This window comes from Arcobacter arenosus (genome assembly GCF_005771535.1).
Lineage (GTDB): Bacteria > Campylobacterota > Campylobacteria > Campylobacterales > Arcobacteraceae > Halarcobacter > Halarcobacter arenosus.
Genome location: NZ_VANU01000002.1, coordinates 154,584 through 173,754 on the forward strand (window position 1 = coordinate 154,584; position 19,171 = coordinate 173,754).

18 protein-coding genes and 1 tRNA gene are annotated in these 19,171 nt (G+C 29.0%); 10 read left to right on the plus strand and 9 right to left on the minus strand.

Annotated features, from left to right (window positions below; translation table 11 throughout):
- The first annotated feature begins 14 nt into the window (after positions 1–14).
- Genes FDK22_RS05180 through FDK22_RS05220 form a run of 9 tightly spaced genes read left to right on the plus strand, consistent with a single transcriptional unit; the run spans position 15 to position 9,308 of the window.
- Positions 15–812, plus strand: coding sequence for a pseudouridine synthase (locus FDK22_RS05180; protein WP_138151849.1), 798 nt, complete (start codon positions 15–17; stop codon positions 810–812).
- Positions 805–1,989 (plus strand): replication-associated recombination protein A, encoded by a 1,185-nt coding sequence (locus tag FDK22_RS05185; protein WP_138151850.1) that lies wholly within the window; start codon positions 805–807, stop codon positions 1,987–1,989. The genes FDK22_RS05180 and FDK22_RS05185 overlap by 8 nt, the downstream gene beginning before the upstream one ends.
- A gap of 16 nt (positions 1,990–2,005) precedes the next feature.
- Complete coding sequence (hemJ, locus tag FDK22_RS05190; RefSeq protein WP_138151851.1) at positions 2,006–2,536, plus strand: protoporphyrinogen oxidase HemJ; 531 nt, start codon at positions 2,006–2,008, stop codon at positions 2,534–2,536.
- Entirely contained in the window at positions 2,533–3,951 is a 1,419-nt protein-coding gene (locus FDK22_RS05195) for a PhoH family protein (RefSeq protein WP_138151852.1), read from the plus strand. Before hemJ ends, FDK22_RS05195 begins: the two co-directional genes overlap by 4 nt.
- Before the next feature lie 59 nt (positions 3,952–4,010).
- Positions 4,011–4,940 (plus strand): D-2-hydroxyacid dehydrogenase, encoded by a 930-nt coding sequence (locus FDK22_RS05200; protein WP_138151853.1) that lies wholly within the window; start codon positions 4,011–4,013, stop codon positions 4,938–4,940.
- A gap of 29 nt (positions 4,941–4,969) precedes the next feature.
- Entirely contained in the window at positions 4,970–5,401 is a 432-nt protein-coding gene (locus FDK22_RS05205; RefSeq protein ID WP_171012922.1) for a hypothetical protein, read from the plus strand.
- Position 5,402: 1 nt separating this feature from the next.
- A complete protein-coding gene (locus tag FDK22_RS05210; protein WP_138151854.1) occupies positions 5,403–7,007 on the plus strand; it encodes an FAD-dependent oxidoreductase in 1,605 nt (534 codons plus the stop codon).
- The gene (locus tag FDK22_RS05215; RefSeq protein WP_138151855.1) at positions 7,004–7,756 is read left to right on the plus strand and encodes a succinate dehydrogenase/fumarate reductase iron-sulfur subunit; all 753 of its coding nucleotides are present in this window, start codon (positions 7,004–7,006) and stop codon (positions 7,754–7,756) included. The genes FDK22_RS05210 and FDK22_RS05215 overlap by 4 nt, the downstream gene beginning before the upstream one ends.
- 19 nt (positions 7,757–7,775) lie before the next feature.
- Complete coding sequence (locus tag FDK22_RS05220) at positions 7,776–9,308, plus strand: carbon-nitrogen hydrolase family protein (RefSeq protein ID WP_138151856.1); 1,533 nt, start codon at positions 7,776–7,778, stop codon at positions 9,306–9,308.
- Between the two features lie 19 nt (positions 9,309–9,327).
- Here FDK22_RS05220 and FDK22_RS05225 read toward each other — a convergent pair whose 3' ends face one another.
- The 7 genes from FDK22_RS05225 to FDK22_RS05255 all read right to left on the minus strand — a co-directional run bounded on the left by FDK22_RS05225 (position 9,328) and on the right by FDK22_RS05255 (position 15,597).
- The gene (locus FDK22_RS05225; protein ID WP_138151857.1) at positions 9,328–10,380 is read right to left on the minus strand and encodes a TRAP transporter substrate-binding protein; all 1,053 of its coding nucleotides are present in this window, start codon (positions 10,378–10,380) and stop codon (positions 9,328–9,330) included.
- Positions 10,381–10,435: 55 nt separating this feature from the next.
- Complete coding sequence (locus FDK22_RS05230; protein ID WP_138151858.1) at positions 10,436–10,711, minus strand: hypothetical protein; 276 nt, start codon at positions 10,709–10,711, stop codon at positions 10,436–10,438.
- A gap of 110 nt (positions 10,712–10,821) precedes the next feature.
- Positions 10,822–10,896: transfer RNA gene (locus FDK22_RS05235), tRNA-Val, on the minus strand.
- Positions 10,897–10,925: 29 nt separating this feature from the next.
- A complete protein-coding gene (locus FDK22_RS05240; protein ID WP_138151859.1) occupies positions 10,926–11,228 on the minus strand; it encodes a hypothetical protein in 303 nt (100 codons plus the stop codon).
- 45 nt (positions 11,229–11,273) lie between these two features.
- Positions 11,274–13,055 (minus strand): asparagine synthase (glutamine-hydrolyzing), encoded by a 1,782-nt coding sequence (gene asnB, locus FDK22_RS05245; RefSeq protein ID WP_138151860.1) that lies wholly within the window; start codon positions 13,053–13,055, stop codon positions 11,274–11,276.
- A 3-nt stretch (positions 13,056–13,058) separates the two neighbouring features.
- On the minus strand, positions 13,059–13,991 hold the full coding sequence (locus FDK22_RS05250; protein ID WP_338078789.1) for an AEC family transporter: 933 nt from the start codon (positions 13,989–13,991) through the stop codon (positions 13,059–13,061).
- 40 nt (positions 13,992–14,031) lie between these two features.
- Positions 14,032–15,597 (minus strand): inorganic phosphate transporter, encoded by a 1,566-nt coding sequence (locus FDK22_RS05255; protein WP_138152231.1) that lies wholly within the window; start codon positions 15,595–15,597, stop codon positions 14,032–14,034.
- A 286-nt stretch (positions 15,598–15,883) separates the two neighbouring features.
- Between FDK22_RS05255 and FDK22_RS05260 the strand changes: the two genes are divergently transcribed.
- On the plus strand, positions 15,884–16,096 hold the full coding sequence (locus tag FDK22_RS05260; protein ID WP_138151862.1) for a hypothetical protein: 213 nt from the start codon (positions 15,884–15,886) through the stop codon (positions 16,094–16,096).
- A gap of 18 nt (positions 16,097–16,114) precedes the next feature.
- On the opposite strand, the gene FDK22_RS05265 is transcribed toward FDK22_RS05260, so the two are convergent.
- Both FDK22_RS05265 and FDK22_RS05270 read right to left on the minus strand, forming a co-directional pair.
- Positions 16,115–17,599, minus strand: a complete 1,485-nt coding sequence (locus FDK22_RS05265; protein WP_138151863.1) for a DEAD/DEAH box helicase — start codon at positions 17,597–17,599, stop codon at positions 16,115–16,117.
- Positions 17,600–17,817: 218 nt separating this feature from the next.
- Entirely contained in the window at positions 17,818–19,170 is a 1,353-nt protein-coding gene (locus tag FDK22_RS05270) for an acetyl-CoA carboxylase biotin carboxylase subunit (RefSeq protein ID WP_138151864.1), read from the minus strand.
- Position 19,171 lies beyond the last annotated feature (1 nt).

Sequence of the window (19,171 nt, forward strand, 5' to 3'; positions counted from 1 at the left end):
ACCAAAGGAATGCCATGAAAGGCAAAAATGAAGAGCAAGTTGAAGAAGAAACTAGATTAAATAAATTTATCTCTCATAATAGTAATTATTCAAGAAGAGAAGCGGATAAGATAATAGAAGAGGGCAAAGTTTCAATTAATGGTACTCCTGTAAAAAATCTTGCAACAAAAGTTAAACCTGATGACATTGTAAGGATTGGTAAAAAGATTATCAAAGAAGATAAAAATAGAATGTATACAGTAATAATGTATAATAAGCCAAAAGGGGAACTTGTAACTAAAAATGATCCTCAAGGTAGAAAAGTTATCTTTGATTCTTTAGATAAAAAATATAAACACTTTATGCCAATTGGAAGACTTGATTATTCAAGTGAGGGTTTAATACTTTTAACAGATTCAGTTGATGTTGCTAATAAATTAATGCATTCAAAACTTGAAAGAATCTATAAAATAAAAGTAAATGGTGAAATCCATAAAAAAGTAGAAGAGGCCATGTTAAATGGTCTTGAACTTGAAGATGCAACAACAGGTGCACATGAAAAATCGAAAATAAAATCGATGAATTTTGAGCCATTTATTGCATATCAAATTATCTCAAATAATAAAAATTTCTCTAAACTAAAAGTTGCAATTGCAGAAGGAAAGAATAGGGAACTTAGAAGATTTTTTGGACATTTTGGTTTAGAAGTTATGGATTTAAAAAGATTTGAATTTGGTGGAATTTCACTAAACAATCTTCCTACAGGAAAATCAAGATATCTAACAAAAGATGAATATAAAGATTTAAGATTATTCCTAAACGAAAATGAATGATTTAGCTAACAAATTACGTCCACAAAATCTAAATGATTTTGTTGGACAAACTCACATTATTGGAAAAGACAAAGCTCTTTACAAACTAATAGAAAAAAAAGAGATACCCCATCTATTTTTTTACGGAAAACCTGGAACGGGGAAAACAACTCTAGCAAAAATTATTGCAAAACATATTGGAACAGATTACTATTACTTTAATGCAACAACGATAAAAATTGATGATTTAAGAAAGATTTTTACAAGATATAAAGACTCACTGATAAAACCAATTATGTTTATTGATGAAGTTCATCGTTTGTCAAAAAACCAACAAGAGGTTTTACTTCCTATAATGGAAAACTATGAAGCTATAATTATAGGTGCAAGTACAGAAAATCCTTTTTTTACTTTAACAAGTGCAATTAGGTCTAGGTCTTTTTTATATGAGTTTAAAGCCTTTACAAAAGATGATATGACTAAGGTTCTTGACAAAGCAATTGCCAATACACAAATAACGATAAATAAAGAGGCTAGAGAGTACTTAATTTTATCAAGTAGTGGTGATGCAAGGGCTATGTTAAATCTTCTTAATTTTGCCATTAAAATTGATTTAGATGTAAAGTATGAAACATTAAAAGAGTTAAGAGTAAATGTAATTGGTGATGGAGTTAGTTCTAAAGATACCCATTATGATTTAGCAAGTGCAATGATTAAATCCCTTAGGGGTTCTGATGTAGATGCAGCATTATATTATTTAGCAAGGTTAATTGATGGTGGAGAGAGTGTTGAATTTATTACAAGAAGATTAGTAATATTTGCAAGTGAAGATATTGGTAATGCTAACCCTAATGCTTTAAATCTTGCAGTAAGTACTATGTTAGCAACATCAAAAATTGGATATCCTGAGAGTAGAATTATATTAGGACAGTGTGTTGTATATTTAGCATCATGTCCCAAATCAAATTCTGCATATGTGGGAATCAATAAAGCGCTTAATGAAGTAAAAAATGGTAAAATTTTGGATATACCAAAACATCTAGATAGTCAGCATGTTGGATATTTGTATCCACACGATTTTGGAGGATGGGTAAAGCAAGAGTATTTGACAAAGCCTTTAAGAGTATATGAATCGTCAAATGTAGGGTACGAAAAAACATTAAATGAATGGCTTTTAAAAATAAAAAATCAAGATTAAAACTATAAGGGCGCAAATGGACATTTTTCTAGAGTACTATCTATGGATAGTTGTTTTTCATGTTATGGCAATGATGTCATGGATGGCTATGTTATTCTATCAACCAAGACTTTATGTTTATCATACAGAACATAAAAATAAAAAAGACTTTGTAGATGTAGTGAAAATTCAAGAATATAAAATGTACAAATATATTGGTTTACCTGCAATGTGGGCAACCTTTATTAGTGGTGTTTTTATGATTTATCTAAGACCAGATTTATTGCAAGGTGACGGTTGGATGGAAGCTAAAATTGTTACTGTGCTAATTTTAATGGCATATTCTTTTTCTTTAGAATATCATAGAGTTCAATTGGAAAAAGGGAATTTTACAAAAAGTGGTAATTACTTTAGAGCATATAATGAAGTTCCTACTGTATTATCTATTTTAATTGTAGGTTATGTAATTACAAAAACTTTTTCTATTTTGTTTACTATTATCACACTAATTTTTGGAGCATTTATAATATACAAAGTATTAAAACAAACACCAAAAGATGCTGAATGAATTTCGATAAAATTTATGTACTAGACACTAATATCCTACTTGAAGATGCTACAAATATTTTCAAACTTAGTGATGAAAATAAAAATCTGATTGTATTACCTGAGACTGTATTAGATGAAATTGACACAAAAAAAAGTGGTTTTGATGAGATAAACTTTCAAGCAAGAGAGTTTGCAAGAATACTTGAGAATTCTGATATCATAAGTTCTAACAATGAAGATGGACATAAAATTGTTAGACTTGAAATTTATGGAAATAAAAATGCAACAATAGATGTAATCTCAAAAGAAGATTATGAAGTTAATACAAAAAATGTTGCACCAAATATCATAAATGATAGAAAGATTTTAGAAGTTGCAAAGTATTGTTTTAAACACTATAAAAATTCTGATATTACATTTTTATCACTTGATATAATGGCAAGAACAAGAGCTGTAAGCCTAGATATAAAAACAGATTCTTTAATTGGTTCAGATAAAGAAGAGTTTAATTATGAGTTTATAAAGAGTATTGAAATTCCATTTGAAAAAACAGAATTTTTAGAGGATTCATTAATAACAGATTTTGATGAAGATTATAAACCATATAATTTTTGTTATTGTTTTAAGGTTAAAAGTTCTGATCAAGTAATTTTAACATATATACAAAATAAAAGAATCTATCTTTTAGATGAAAGTGAAATTAGAAATCAAATAATTGTTCCACTTAATAAAGAGCAACTTTTCTTCTCAAATGCCATACTTTCACATTTTCACAATGTTTTAATTGTAGAGGCTAAAGCTGGATCAGGTAAAACTTTATTAGCTTTAAGTGGAGCATTAAAACTTATTAGACAAAAATTTTTCCAAAGAATTATATATATTAGAAATTCAATAGAATCATTGGATAAGGGTGAAGATGTTGGTTATCTTCCAGGTTTAGAAGAAAAATTTAAAATCTATAATCATCCTTTGATGGATAGTTTAGATTATATTATTAGAACTGAATATAAAAAGAAACAATCAAATAGAAAAAACAACGAAAATATTCAAGAATTAGATGATCAAGAAGTTAGTCAAAGAGTGGAACAACTTATTCAAAACTATGGGATAGAAACCATGTGGGTTGGAGAGATGAGAGGACGAACTTTATCAAATGCTTTTGTAATTATTGATGAAGCTCAAAATATGTCAAATAAAACTATGCAAATGGTATTGTCTAGAATTGATAACTCATGTAAAGTTGTTGTATTAGGAAGTAATAAGCAAATTGATAACTTTTATGTAAATAAACATACAAACTCATTAACTACACTTTTAAACTCAACAAAAAATGAAAGTGAATTAGTTAACACTTTTGCAATTAAACTACAAAAGGTTCTTAGAGGTCCAATTACTGAATGGGCAGAACAAATTTTCTCGAGTAAAAACAAATAATAGCTTATTAAAATAAATTTTGGTACCTTTACTAAATAAAATATGTAAAGGTATACAAAATGAAAATCGTATTTTTAGACAGAAAAACAATTGGTTATGATATTGATATAAGTAAATTTGAAACCCTTGGTGATTTAACTATATATGACATAACAAATGAAGATGAAACTCTTGATAGAGTTAAAACTGCAGATATAGTAATTACAAATAAAGTAGTAATAGATAAAAAAATAATGGAAAACTCTAATTTAAAACTTATATGTATCACAGCTACAGGAACAGATAACATTGACCTTAAATTCGCAAAAGAAAAAGGTATAGTAGTAAAAAATGTTGCTGGTTATTCAACAGCAAGTGTAACACAAGTAACTTTTGCCCATGTATTCCATTTTGTGCAAAAATTAAATTATTATATTGACTATGTTAAAAAAGGTAATTGGGGAGAGTCAGATATCTTCACACATATTGACAAACCTTTTTATGAATTAGAAAACAAAAACTGGGGAATTATTGGTTTAGGTGAAATTGGAACAAAAGTTGCATCTATAGCAAAAAGCTTTGGTTGTAATGTGAGCTATTACTCTACTTCTGGTAAGAATTCAAATACAAATTTTGAGCAAAAAAGTTTAGAAGAATTATTATCACAATCTGATATTGTAACAATACATGCTCCATTAAATGATGCAACTTTTAATTTGATTAATAAATCAAATCTAAATTTGTTTAAAGATGGAGCAATATTAGTAAATGTTGGACGAGGTGGAATAATAAATGAAAAAGATTTAGCGGATAGACTAGATAGTGATAAATCACTATATTGTGGGCTTGATGTAGTAAGTAAAGAGCCAATGTTAAAATCTAATCCACTAAATAATGTACAAAATAAAGATAGACTTATAGTTACACCACATATTGGATGGGGTTCAACTGAAGCAAGAAATAGGGTAATGGATTTAGTATTTGACAACATACAAGAATACATAGTATAATACATACTACAATTCGCATAGGAGTAATTATGGATCCTTTACACTACACTTCGGAAGAGATGTATTCATCTACAGAGTTAATAAGAAAGAGTAAAAAAATATTTGACAGGTTAAATAAAAAAGAGATTGAAAAAGCAATAATTTTACGTGATGGTAAACCTGGTTTTATGTTATTAGAATTTTCAGAATATGAAAAAATGATGAAAGATTATCTAAGATTAAAACAGATGAATACAAACTCAAATAAAAAAATTAATGAAGAGATAAAAGTTACTAAAGATGAGAAACAAACTAAAATTGAACAACAAAAAGTAGAACTTAGTGAAATGGATTTGGAAGCAGCTTTAAAAGAGATTGAGAATTTAAATATAGGAGAAGAATCTAGTATATCAATTAAGGATTCTTCAATTACAGAAAAAACTATAGAACAAAAAGAAGCTTTAAAAGAGTTTTGGGAGTAAAATGATTGATGTATTGATAATTGGTTCAGGGGGAGCAGGTTTAACTGCCGCACTAAACGCAAAAAAAAATGGCAGTGAAGTACTTGTAGTATCTAAAACATATCCTACCCATTCTCAAACTTGTCAAGCTCAGGGTGGAATAAATGCTGTTTTAAATGAAACCAATGATGATAACAATCAAAATTATATAAATGATACCTATAAAGCGTCCCATAATTTAGGAAATCAAAAAAATATTAAATATTTATGTGAAAATTCAAAAAATACATTAATGTGGTTAGATTCAATAGGAGTTCCTTTTAGTAGAAATAAAAATTATGGTATTGCCCAAAGAAAATTTGGAGGTACAAAAGCTAAAAGAACCTGCTACAGCTCAGATTATACAGGTTTAAAAATACTTCATACACTTTATGACCAATGTATTAAAGAAGAGATAGAGTTTTTAAATGAACACTATTTATTAGATTTAATAGTAGAAGAAAATTGTGTAAAGGGTACAATTGTACTAAATATGCAAACTTCTGAACTTATTCAAATAGCTGCTAAAACTGTAATACTAGCAACAGGTGGATATGCTGGTCTTTATCATCAATTTACAACTAACTCTTTTGTATCAACTGGTGATGGAATAGCAGCAGCATTTAGAGCAGGAGCAAAATTATCGAATATGGAGTTTATTCAATTTCACCCAACTACATTAGAAAATAAAAACATTTTAATAAGTGAAAGTGCAAGGGGTGAGGGTGGTTATTTAGTTGATAAAGATGGAAATAGATTTATTGATGAATTAAAACCAAGGGATGAAGTAGCAAGGGCAATCTTTAAAAAGAATCATGATGGGGAAAAAGTCTATTTAGACCTAAGGCATCTTGGTATTGAGAAAATACAAGAGGCTATGCCCCAAGAAAGAAGACTCGTAATCGACTTTTTAAATCTAAAAATGGAAGAGGATTTAATACCAATTAATCCATCAGCACATTATACTATGGGTGGTATTGAGACAGATATTGATGCAAAAACAAGTATAAAAAACTTATATGCTTGTGGTGAGTGTTCACAAAGTGGAATTCATGGGGCAAATAGACTCGGAGGAAACTCTTTATTAGAAATTATTACCTTTGGACAAGTTGCAGGTAAAAATGCAAGTGATAGTGCAAAAGAAATTGATGATTTAAGTATATCTGACATCCAATATAAAAAAAATGAAAAACAAATAGAAGAGATATTTGAAAAAGAAACTAATTTAGACTATTTAAAAATAAAAAAAGAGATAGGGAAACTTTTTTTTGTAAATGTAGGATTATTTAGGGAAGAAAAGAAATTAATAAAGGCATTAGATTATATAAATAAAAAGAAAGAAGAGATTTCAAAAATTGGTATTAAAAACAAAGATAAAATATATAATAAAAATCTCATTGAACTATTAGAACTAAAAAATCTAATTACCCTATGTGAACCTATTCTTTTATGTGCAATTGAACGAAAAGAGAGTCGTGGAGCCCATTATAGAGTAGATTTTAAAGATAAATCTTTAGAGTATGAAAAAAACAGTGTTTGTTTATTAAAAGATGGCAAAATAAAAAACTACTTTGAGGATGTTCTATGAATATCAAAATAAAAAGATTTAACAGTGAACAAGATATTGATGAGATAGTAGATTATGATATAAAAGATAATAAAACTATTTTAGAATCACTTATTGAAGTGAAAATAAAATATGATGAATCTTTAGCTTTTAGATGTGGATGTAGAACAGGTATTTGCGGAAGTTGTTCCCTTAGAGTAAATGGAGTAGAAAAATTAGCTTGTAAAAGTAAATTAAATGAAAATGATTTAATAGAACCCATTAAAAATACAAAAGTTATAAAAGATTTAATTGTTGATTTAGAACACGAATCAAAACTTTTAAAAAAATCAAACACTTTTTTAAATAAACTAGAAGAAACTACAATTAGTAAAGAAGATGAAAAATTAATAGACACACAAAGTAATTGTATCCTTTGTCAAAGTTGTTTCAGCTCTTGCCCTATATATGAAGTAAATGATAAATTTTTAGGCCCATATGCCCTAACAAGAGCTTTAAGATATGTTGATGATAAAAAAGAGTCACACAAGGTACAAACCTTAGAAAAAATACAAGATAATGGAGTATGGGACTGTACCTTATGTGGAAACTGTACAATGGTATGCCCACAATTTATAGACCCTAAAACAGATATAATGAATTTAAGAATGAAATCTGTTCAAAATGGCTTTGAGGATAGGTCAATGCAATATATGACTGGAGCAGGTTTTGCAGGTGGATTTGACACAGGTTTTGATCCAACAGGTGGTTTTAATCCAAATGGTTTTTAATAAATAAAAAAGAATAAAGATGGAAGATATTGAACAAATTGACAAAATAGAATTGGTTTATCTAAAAAAAGAGGACCATTTAGAGATTGTACGATTGATGGAAAATGAATATAGACATCTTGATGATTCGACATGGACTCAAGAGGAGTTTTATTCATTAATTGAAAAGTTTCCCGAGGGACAAGTTGGAATCAAAATAAATGATGAATTAGCAGGATTCGCTTTATCCATTATTGTTGATTATAATAAATTTGATGATACCCATAGTTATAAAGAGATTACGGGCAATTATAGTTTTAATACCCACGATATAAATGGAAATATGCTCTATGGAGTAGATATTTTTATTAATAAAAAATTTAGGGGTTTAAGGCTTGGACGAAGGCTTTATGAGTTTAGAAAAGAGCTATGTGAAGAAAAAAATCTAAAGGGTATTATTTTTGGTGGAAGAATACCAAATTATGCAAAATATGCAAATGAGATAAGTCCTAAAGAGTATATTCAAAAGGTAAAATCACGGGAAATCTATGACCCAGTTTTAAATTTTCAATTATCAAATGATTTTTATGTAAAAAGGGTTATAAAAAACTATCTTGAAGGGGATATTGAGAGTAAAGAGTATGCTTGTCTTCTAAGATGGGATAATATTTATTATACTAAAGCAACAACAAAACCTATGCAAGAAAAGCTAGTAATTAGGTTAGGACTTATTCAATGGCAAGTAAGACCTTATAAAAATATTGATGAGGTTTTAGAACAAGCAGAGTATTTTGTAAAATCTGTATCAAGCTATAGAAGTGACTTTGCACTATTCCCAGAGTTTTTCAACGCACCTTTAATGGCTAAATACAATCACCTTAGTGAAGCAGATGCTATTAGAAAACTTGCAGAATATACTCCACAATTTAAAGATGCATTCTCTGCCCTTGCAATATCTTATAATATAAATATTATCACTGGAAGTATGCCAGAGTTAGTTGATGGTATTCTTCAAAATGTTGGATTTTTATGCAAAAGAGATGGGACGATTGAAAGATATGCAAAAATCCACGTTACACCTGATGAAGAAAAAGTTTGGGGTTTACAAGGTTCAAATGAGATTAAAACTTTTGATACTGATTGTGGAAAAATTGGAATTTTGATTTGTTATGATTCTGAATTTCCTGAATTAAGTAGATTACTTGCCAATGATGGAATGAATATACTTTTTGTTCCTTTTTTAACGGACACCCAAAATGGTTACTCAAGAGTTAGAGTTTGTGCACAAGCAAGAGCCGTTGAAAACGAATGTTATGTTGCAATAGCAGGTTGTGTTGGTAACCTTCCAAAAGTTACTAATATGGATATACAGTATGCACAATCTGCAGTATTTACCCCTTGTGATTTTGCTTTTCCATCAAATGGTATAAAAGCTGAATCTACACCTAATACCGAGATGATTTTAATTGCTGACGTTGATTTAGAGCTTTTAAAAGAGTTGCATAATATTGGAAGTGTAAATAATCTAAAGGACAGAAGAACAGATATTTATGATGTGATTAGAAAAAACTAATCACATCAATAGATTAGATTTATATATTATCTTTAATATATAAATAGTCAGACATTTTTGTCCATTCTCTTACTTTTTTAATATATTCATCTTGAGAATCTAAAACCTCTTTTAATTCAGGAGATTTAGCTGATAACTCTTCCCTTAATTCTTTATTCGCTTTTTTCATAGCATCCATAACCTCTTTAGGGAAAGTTTTTACTTGAATTGAAGGATACTCTTCTTTCATCTTTTTCCAAGCAGTAGCATTCATATCATAGTTTTGTGCATACATATTATAAGCTGCTAATTTCATAGAATTCTCTAAAATTGCTTGAAGGTGTTTAGGTAATTTATCAAAAACTTTTTTATTAACCATAAAATGCATTTCTGATGCTGGCTCATGCCATCCAGTATAATAATATGGAGCTACTTTATGAAATCCCATATTTATATCCATTGATGGTCCAACCCACTCTAAAGCATCAATATTATTTCGCTCTAATGCTGTATAAAGTTCACCTGGAGCAATATTTGTTACTTGTACACCAAGTTTTGCCATAATTTCACCTGCAAATCCTGGGATTCTCATTTTAATACCATTTAAATCATCTACGCTATTAATCTCTTTTCTAAACCATCCACCCATTTGAACTCCAGTACTTCCCCCTGGATAAGAATAAAGGTTGTGTCTTGCATATACTTTTTGCATCAATTCTAAACCGCCACCATAATAAAACCATGCATATTGCTCAGGTGCAGTTAAACCAAAAGGCATAGATGTAAATGGCAGTGTTGCAATATCTTTACCTTTCCAATAATATGAAGCAGAGTGTCCTAAATCGTATTGACCACCCTTTACCATATCTAAAACTCCAAATGGTGCTTTATGCTTATTAGCAGCATCAATCCTAATTTTCAATTCACCATTTGACATCTCTTCAGCCATTTTAGCCATATTAACTGCTGCATCAAACAATGGAGATAGGGTTGGTCCCCATGTAGTAGCCATTTTTAGTTTGTAAACTTTTTTTGCAGAAGAAAAACTTACAACTAAAGATACTATAACTAGTATTTTCACTAAATTTCTCATTTTTTCCCTTTTTTAAATAGATTAAAAAATTTTAACAGATTATTAATTAAGAATGTTATTTATTTTTGATGTCAAAGTTAGAAATTTCTGATTCTGTGAGGCTTGGGTTATCTTTTTCGTTATTATCTATTTCAAAACCATTTTCATCATAAGTTACATCAGTATTATCAATATTTTGTGAGGCAGTTGGATGGTTTTGGATTTCATTTTCAATCATTAATGCTAAGTGATCTTTAGACTTTTCGATACTATTAACTATAAATAGATTAATGCCAAGAAATAAAGAGATGGCAATGGCAATGAATAAAGTAGTAAGTTCAAAATATCTCAAGTCGGTCCTTAGTCATAAATAAAGTAAATCTTACGTATTATGATTAAATTTTACTTAAAATAAAATATCATAAATATATATTTTAATTATTAAAAATTATTATATGAAAATGGTGGTCGTAACTGGATTTGAACCAGTGACCACCACCATGTCAAGGTGGCACTCTACCACTGAGTTATACGACCAAAAGAGTGAAATATTATCTTATTAGAACTTAAATACTTAAATCATGTAGTTCACTAAATAAAAAAGCTTCTACAATCTCATCAATACTTCTTTGTTTTGGTGCAACTAAAATTGCAATACCTTCTTCTTGGAATTGCCATACATATTCAGCTTCATTAATTACAACTACCGTTTCAATGAAAGCTTGAATTTCATTTCTGTCTTTATAAAACTTACAACTTGAGATTTGTCCTTCATCTAGTTCTACAAAAGCCCAATATGTTGAGGTGTCAAGTGTTGTAATTAAAGCTTCATGCCTTTTATTACTATCAACAGGGATTAATAAATTCATGCATCTATCCTTTCAATCTTGCGTATTATATAGTTTTAAGACTTATTAAAAAATATAATTCTTTTTATACCAAATTGAGAAAATAAATAAACTCCATAAATGTTGTTTAAATTTTCTATTTTTAGATAAATTGTAGATTTGTTTTATATATTCTTCATTGAATAATGAAGTTTCTTTATTAACAAATAAAATAGTATCTAAAATTGAATCTTTATATTCTTCATGAATCCATTCATTAAATGGAGAATTAAAACCTTTTTTAGTTCTATTAATAATTTGTTCAGGGATATATTTAGATGCAATTTTTTTAAGAAGATATTTGTTTGTATCCCCAACTTTTATTTTTGAATCAATAGAAAAAACTAAATCAACTAATCTGTAGTCTAAAAACGGCGTTCTAACCTCTAAAGAGTTTCTCATAGAGATTCTATCAACTTTACTTAATAAAGCCTCTCCTAGCCAAATTTTAAGATCTATATAACTCATCCAGTCAACAGGGTCTTTTTTAGGATTTTCTGCTTTAAAAGTTGGAACTTTGTTAAACAATCTTTTTTTCTGTGAATCTGAAAAAATTTCTCCAAATGAATTGTATAAAGTCTGTTTCTTAACGATTCTTCTTAAATATTCACTCTCTTTAGTGTTATTTTGTAAAGCACTAATTATAGAGTTTAAAAATCCATTTTGATCTTCACTTAAAGTTTTTTCAAAATCATAATATTTTAAAAATTTTGCATAATTGTCATATCCTAAAAACAGTTCATCAGAACCCTCACCACTTAAAACTGTTTTTATTCCCATATTGTGAATTTTATTTGTTAAAATATTCAAAGGAATTGCCGCACTATCCCCATGGGGTTGTTCTAAGGCTAATAAAGTATCTTCAAAATATTCTATAAAATCATTTTTTGAAATACTTACAGGATGATGATTAGAATTAATGTGTTCTGCTGTAATTTTTGCAAAATCAAGTTCACAATAGTTTTTATATTCATCATACCCAATTGAAAAAGTATTGATTTTTCTATTTGTTATTTTTGAATAGAGTGCTGAGATTAACGAACTATCAATACCCCCACTTAATAAACTTCCAACTTCCACATCAGAGACTAGTCTAGATTCAACGCATTTAAATAGAAGTTCTTCAATTGAAGATAAAGCCTCATCTTCTGTTTTAATTCTTTTATATGTATTTATTTTATAATACTTTTTCTGTGAAAGGGTATTATCTTTTAAAATCATATATGTTGAACTTTCTAGGGCATTAATTCCTTGATAAAAACTATTTTCACCTAAAGGGACAAAATACTGTAAATATTGAGATAGAGCAACTTTATTTAACTTTGGAGTTGTCCCAAGTATTTGAATAATCGATTTAATAGAACTTGAAAAAATAAAATTTTTTCCATCAAAATGATAGAAAAAAGGTTTTTTACCATATCTATCTCTAGCACAAAAATATTTATCCTCTTTTATATCATAAATACAAAAGCTAAACATTCCGTTTATTTTATTTAAAAATTTTTCTTGATATTTTTGATAAAGTCTAATTAAAACCTCAGTATCTGAAGCAGTTTTAACTTCTAGCTTTTCCTTTTTTATCAGCTCTTTATAGTTATATATTTCCCCATTAAAAACAATTAAAATATCATCAAAAACCATAGGTTGATTTGCTTCATTATCTAAATCAATTATTGATAATCTTGTATGCCCAAAAAGTTTATTATCTAGTTGAACTTTTTTATTAAAATCAGGACCTCTGTTATTTAAATTCTCTAAGGCCTTATCGAAATTTGAATTAAGAAAATTTGTACCTAAAATTCCACACATAATTTATAAACCAAAAAAATGTTGAATAATCATAATATAAAAATACATCAGTAAAACAAATATCCCAGAACCAACTAACACAGAAAAAGTTGTATCAATGGGTTTACAATTGTATAAAGAAGCTAAATTTATATTATTAACTGCAAGGGGGACTGTCAATTCTAAAAAGATAACTGCAGCAATCATAGGGTCAATTTCAAATTGTAAAATTACAAAAAGTCCAACTAAAGGTAAAATAATGTGTTTAAATAAAGAGATATTAAATGCTAATTTCCAATTGGCAGTTCGTACTTTAACTTGAGCAATAAAAATACCAAAAATTACAAGTTGAATTACAATTGCAGCATAAGCTCCCATGGTAAAAAGTTTTTCAAAATCATCATTCATAGTAAAGCCATTGTAGTTATAAACTAAAGCCAAGATTGAAGCATGAATTGCTGGGATTTTTAATATCTCTTTAATTGAATCTTTAAAGTTAAATTTATCCCCTGCAAAGAAATAAACAGAAAAAATATAGATATAAAATACATTTGCGATATTTATAATTGAGGTATAAGGAACACTTTGAATACCAAATAAAGCAATACCAAGGGGAATCCCAAGGTTTCCAGTATTACCCACTAAAGAAGTTGCTAAAAATATTGATTTATCTTGATATTGTTTTTTAAAAGCTTTTAGTGAATAAAGATATACAAAAAATAAGCATATAAAAATTGCAATATAATATATTAAGGGTGCAGTTAAAAACTCCATTGTAATAGGAGCTCTTGTTAATCCCCAAAATAAAAGAATTGGTGATAAAAAATATAGACTTAAAAGTACAAGTGTTCTATCGTTTACTTGCTCTTTAAATACTTTTTTAAATGTAAATCCAATAATAATAAATAGATATATAGTTGAAACTGAAATAAGTGCTTCGATAAAACGTCCTTTAATAAAAAGGACATTTTATCATAATGTAGTAGTACCTAAGCTTTTAAGCCATAATACCTTTAATCATAAAGAAAATTGCAGCAGATAATAATGCAGCAGCAGGAACAGTAATAATCCATGCAGCTATAATTTTTTTAACTGCATCTCTTTTTACATATTTTACTCTTTTTGCAAGTTTGAACTCTCTTTTTTCTTCTCTTACTTGATCAATTTTTTCATCAATAAGTCTATATAGTTCTGCAATTCTTACATAGTCTGCTTTACTTTTTTTCTCTAAATTTTCAAGTTTTACTAATTCTAGTTCATAGTTTTCTAGAATCTTTTTATCTTTTTTAAATTTCTTTCTAGTATCTGCAATAAATTTTGATTCTGATGAGTCAAGAAATTCCCTCAAAAAACCAACACCAAAAACACCACCAACTGCAATGTGTGTAGAAGATACAGGTAATCCTAATTGTGAAGCTATAATAACAGTAATAGCAGCAGCCATTGCGATTGAAAAGGCTCTTACTTGGTCTAGTTCTGTAATTTCTGATCCAACAGTTTTAATTAATTTAGGTCCATATAAAGCAAGTCCTATAGAGATACCTACAGCACCAACTGCCATTACCCAAAAAGGAATACCAACTTTAGTATTAATTCCTGCACTCATAACAGCATCACTAATTGCTGCTAATGGTCCGATAGCATTTGCAACATCATTTGCACCATGGGCAAAAGATAAAAGTGCAGCTGCAAAAATTAAAGGAATAGTAAATAAAGTATTTACACCCTCTCTATCATTTGAAATCTTTTTTGAAGCTTTTGCAATAGCTGGTTTAACTAAAACATAACAAATTACAGCAATAACAATACCGATTCCAGCTGCTGTAAAGAAATCAAGTTTAATAAGTTTTTTAATACCTTTTAAAATGATATATGTAGAAAAAGCCCATGTCATAACAGCAACTAAAATGGGTACAAATTTATTTGCGGCTTCTATTAAATCTTTTTTATACATTATATTACGCTTAATATAGTATAAAAATGAAGCGGCAATAATACCACCTAATACAGGAGAGATTATCCATGAAGCAGCAATTTTACCCATTGTTCCCCATGAAACAATCGCGAATCCAGCCGCTGCAATTCCTGCACCCATTACTCCACCAACAATTGAGTGAGTAGTTGAAACAGGAGCTCCAATAGAAGTTGCAAAGTTTAACCATAAAGCAGCAGATAACAGTGCCGCTGTCATTGCCCAAATAAAGATATCAGGATTTGAAATCATAGCAGGGTCGATAATACCCTTTTTAATTGTCTTAACAACATCACCACCAGCAATAAAAGCTCCAGCAGCTTCAAATATTGCAGCTATAACAATAGCCCACATTAATGTAATTGCTTTAGAACCAACTGCTGGCCCAACATTATTTGCGACATCATTTGCACCGATATTCATAGCCATATATGCACCAAAAACTGCACCTATAACTAAAAACATGTGATTTTGAATTCCACCATGAGAATTGTAAGACCATAAAAATACCACTACCATAAATAAAAGTGCCAGTGATAATTTTGCAAAACCTGGTAAGGTTTTTTCCCTAGCCCTGTCAAAACTTTCCATTGTGTTAATATCCAATGAGTATCCTTTTTTGTAATTGTTTTGAAATTTAAGTTTGATAGGATTTTACTGGGAACTTATTTACAAATTCTTTAATAAAGCTTAAAAAATTTATTACTAAAATACTTAAATACATTCAAAAGTCTATATTTTATTCCTTATAAATTTTAAAATTTGCGAGGGATTATCTCCTAAAAAAATCATTTATTTTAAGTAATCCTTGACAAAATGAAAAATTTTATGTAATATAGGCATAAAATATAGAGAAAATAAATAAAAAGGAGACAAAATGAGTATTTCAATCATTAGAGAACAAGATTCTCACACTATCTCTAAAATTAAAAAGAAGTATGATGTATTTAGAGTAATTACTATGAAAAAAGGTAACTTAAATACTATTGAGTTTTTTAATAAAGATGGTGCTTTTAGAGGATTTGGGAAAAGTTCAAAGGAAGCTTATAAAAAAGCAAAGAAAACACTTAAAAACTATTATGGTATTTAAGTGTAAAAGAGGAAGAGTCTAAGCTCTTCTACCTCTTCTTTCTGATGAATTTCTATCAGATGAATTTCTATTTCTAGATCTTCCACCTCTGTCGTTTCTATCGCTTCTGTTTCTACCACCTCTGTTGTATCCACCTCGACCTCTACCTCTAGAGTTTCTATCTCCACCTCTATCATTTTGAAGTCTATCAAAAAGTCTTTGGATATCATTTTCTGATTTCCCGATGTAGTTTCCACCTTTAACATATGTGTCATTTGTTAAAATAGAAGCTAATTTATGAGCAATTGTTGATAAGTCATAGGCTTCTTTTAAAGATTCTACTAATTCAATTCCCGAATCATAAACTTTTTGTTCAATAATTTTATTTTTTAAAGAATCAGTTTTTTTCTCTTTTACAGAATTGATTGTTGGAATAACTTTTGCTTCAAGTTTTCCACCTGTATCTTTTTGAATTTTTTGTAACATTCTAAATTCATGTGGAGTAACAATTGAAACTGCCATACCTTCTTTACCAGCACGTCCTGTTCTTCCGATTCTATGAACATAAGATTCAGAATCAAATGGTAAATGGTAATTAAATACGTGAGTTACATCATTAACATCTAGTCCTCTAGCTGCAACATCTGTAGCAATTAAAATCTCTAATTTACTTTTTTTAAATGCCTTAATAGCCTCTTCTCTTTGTCTTTGTTCCATATCTCCATGAAGTCCCTTTGCAGAGAAACCTTGAGATACTAAAAAAGTAGAAAGTCTATCAACCTCTTTTTTTGTTCTACAAAAAATAATAGATTTTTCTGGATTTTTAAAATCATATAATCTAATTAATGCATCATCTCTCTCATGTTCGTCAACTACATAAAATGATTGAGTGATTTTTGAATTTGTAACTTCACTTTGTGTGATTGTAATAAATTCCGGCTCTTTTAAAATAGATTTAGCTAAGTTTTTAATAGCTGTTGGCATAGTTGCCGAAAACAATAATGTTTGTCTTTGCTCAGGAAGATATGTAAAAATCTCTTTTATATCATCAAGAAATCCCATATCTAACATCTCATCTGCTTCATCTAAAACAACAAAAGATGGTTTAATATTGATTTTTTCACCTTTTAAAAGATCTAAAAATCTTCCTGGAGTGGCAATAATAATACCTGCATTTTCAATATGTTTTAATTGTCTTGAGTATGATTGTCCACCATAAACAGTTGCTGTATTAATTTTTAGATTTTTACCAAATCTAAATAACTCATCTGAAACTTGCATTGCAAGCTCTCTAGTTGGAACAATAACAACAGCTTCAACACTACCATTTGCTTCCATCATATTTAATAATGGAAGTCCAAATGCAGCAGTTTTACCTGTACCTGTATGTGCTTGTCCAACAATATCTTTCCCCTCTAAAACTACAGGGATTGCATCTCTTTGAATTGGACTTGGTTCTTTAAACCCAGCTTCTGCAATTGAAGCTTGTAGTTTTTCTTTAAAATTAAACTCGTTAAAAGTCATTTGTTACCTTAATATGTAAATTTAATACACACCAATATAACCTTTAACTCAAAACTAAGTGTTAAATTAAAAAACTGTGTAAATCGATATTTAAACAGGACCTTGAAATTGCAGACTCAAAGTAAACTATAGATTATATTTTCGTGTAAGTGGCGGATTATATCTAAATTAAGATAAATATAAGCTTTTATAGAATAAGAGTGGTTCCCCACTCTTATTTATAGGTCTTCTAAACCTTTGTAGTTTTCTAAATATTTTGTATCGTAGTTATTTGAAATAAAGTCTTTATTTTCCATCATTTTTTGATGGAATGGAATTGTTGTTTTAATCCCCTCAACTTCAAATTCATTTAATGCTCTTTTCATAATATTGATAGCTTTTTCTCTATCTCTTCCCCAAACAATTAGTTTTCCAATCATTGAGTCATAGTATGGAGGAACTACATATCCAGCATAAACATGAGAATCAACTCTTACATTTCTTCCACCTGGAACAAACCATTGTTTAACTTTTCCAGGACAAGGTAAGAAGTTATTTGGGTCTTCTGCTGTGATTCTAACTTCAATTGCATGACCTCTAAATTTAATAGATTCTTGAGAAGGTAATTCTTCACCCTCAGCAACTCTAATCATCCACTCAACAATATCAAGACCTGAAACCATTTCAGAAACTGGATGTTCAACTTGAAGTCTTGTATTCATTTCCATGAAATAGATATTTTGTTTATCATCTGCTAAGAATTCAAATGTACCAGCACCTTCATATTTTAAATATTTAGTTGCTTTAACAGCAACTTCATGTAAATGTTTTCTTGTATCATCATTTAATAAAATTGCTGGTGATTCTTCAATAACTTTTTGGTGTCTTCTTTGTAAAGAACAATCTCTTTCCCCAACATGAATTGCATTACCATGTGAGTCACCAATAACTTGAACTTCTATATGTCTTGGGTTATTAATAAATCTTTCTAAGTACATAGTCCCATCACCAAAAGCAGCTAATGCTTCAGAAGATGCAGCAGTAAATAGGTTTTCAAATTTATCCTCAGACTCAATAAGTCTCATACCTCTACCACCACCACCTGCAGCAGCTTTAGCCATAATTGGATATCCAATCTCTAAGGCAACTCTTTTCCCCTCTTCAACAGAGTGTACAGCTCCATCAGAACCAGGAACAACTGGAACACCAGCTTTAATCATTTCATCTTTAGCTTTTGATTTATCAGCCATTTTTTCCATAACTTCTGTTGATGGACCAATAAATTTAATTCCATGTAATTTACAAATTTCTACAAAATCTTGATTTTCAGATAAAAATCCATATCCTGGGAAAATTGCATCACATCCTGTAATTTCAGCAGCAGTAATAATTGCTGGAATATTTAAATATGAATCGATAGATTTAACATCCCCGATACAAATAGCTTCATCTGCATGTTTTAAATAAGCTGCATTTTTATCTCCTGCAGAATAAACAGCAACAGATTTTTTGCCCATTTCTCTAATAGTTCTAATAGCTCTTTGAACTATTTCACCTCTATTAGCGATTAATATTTTTTTTATTTCAGCCATA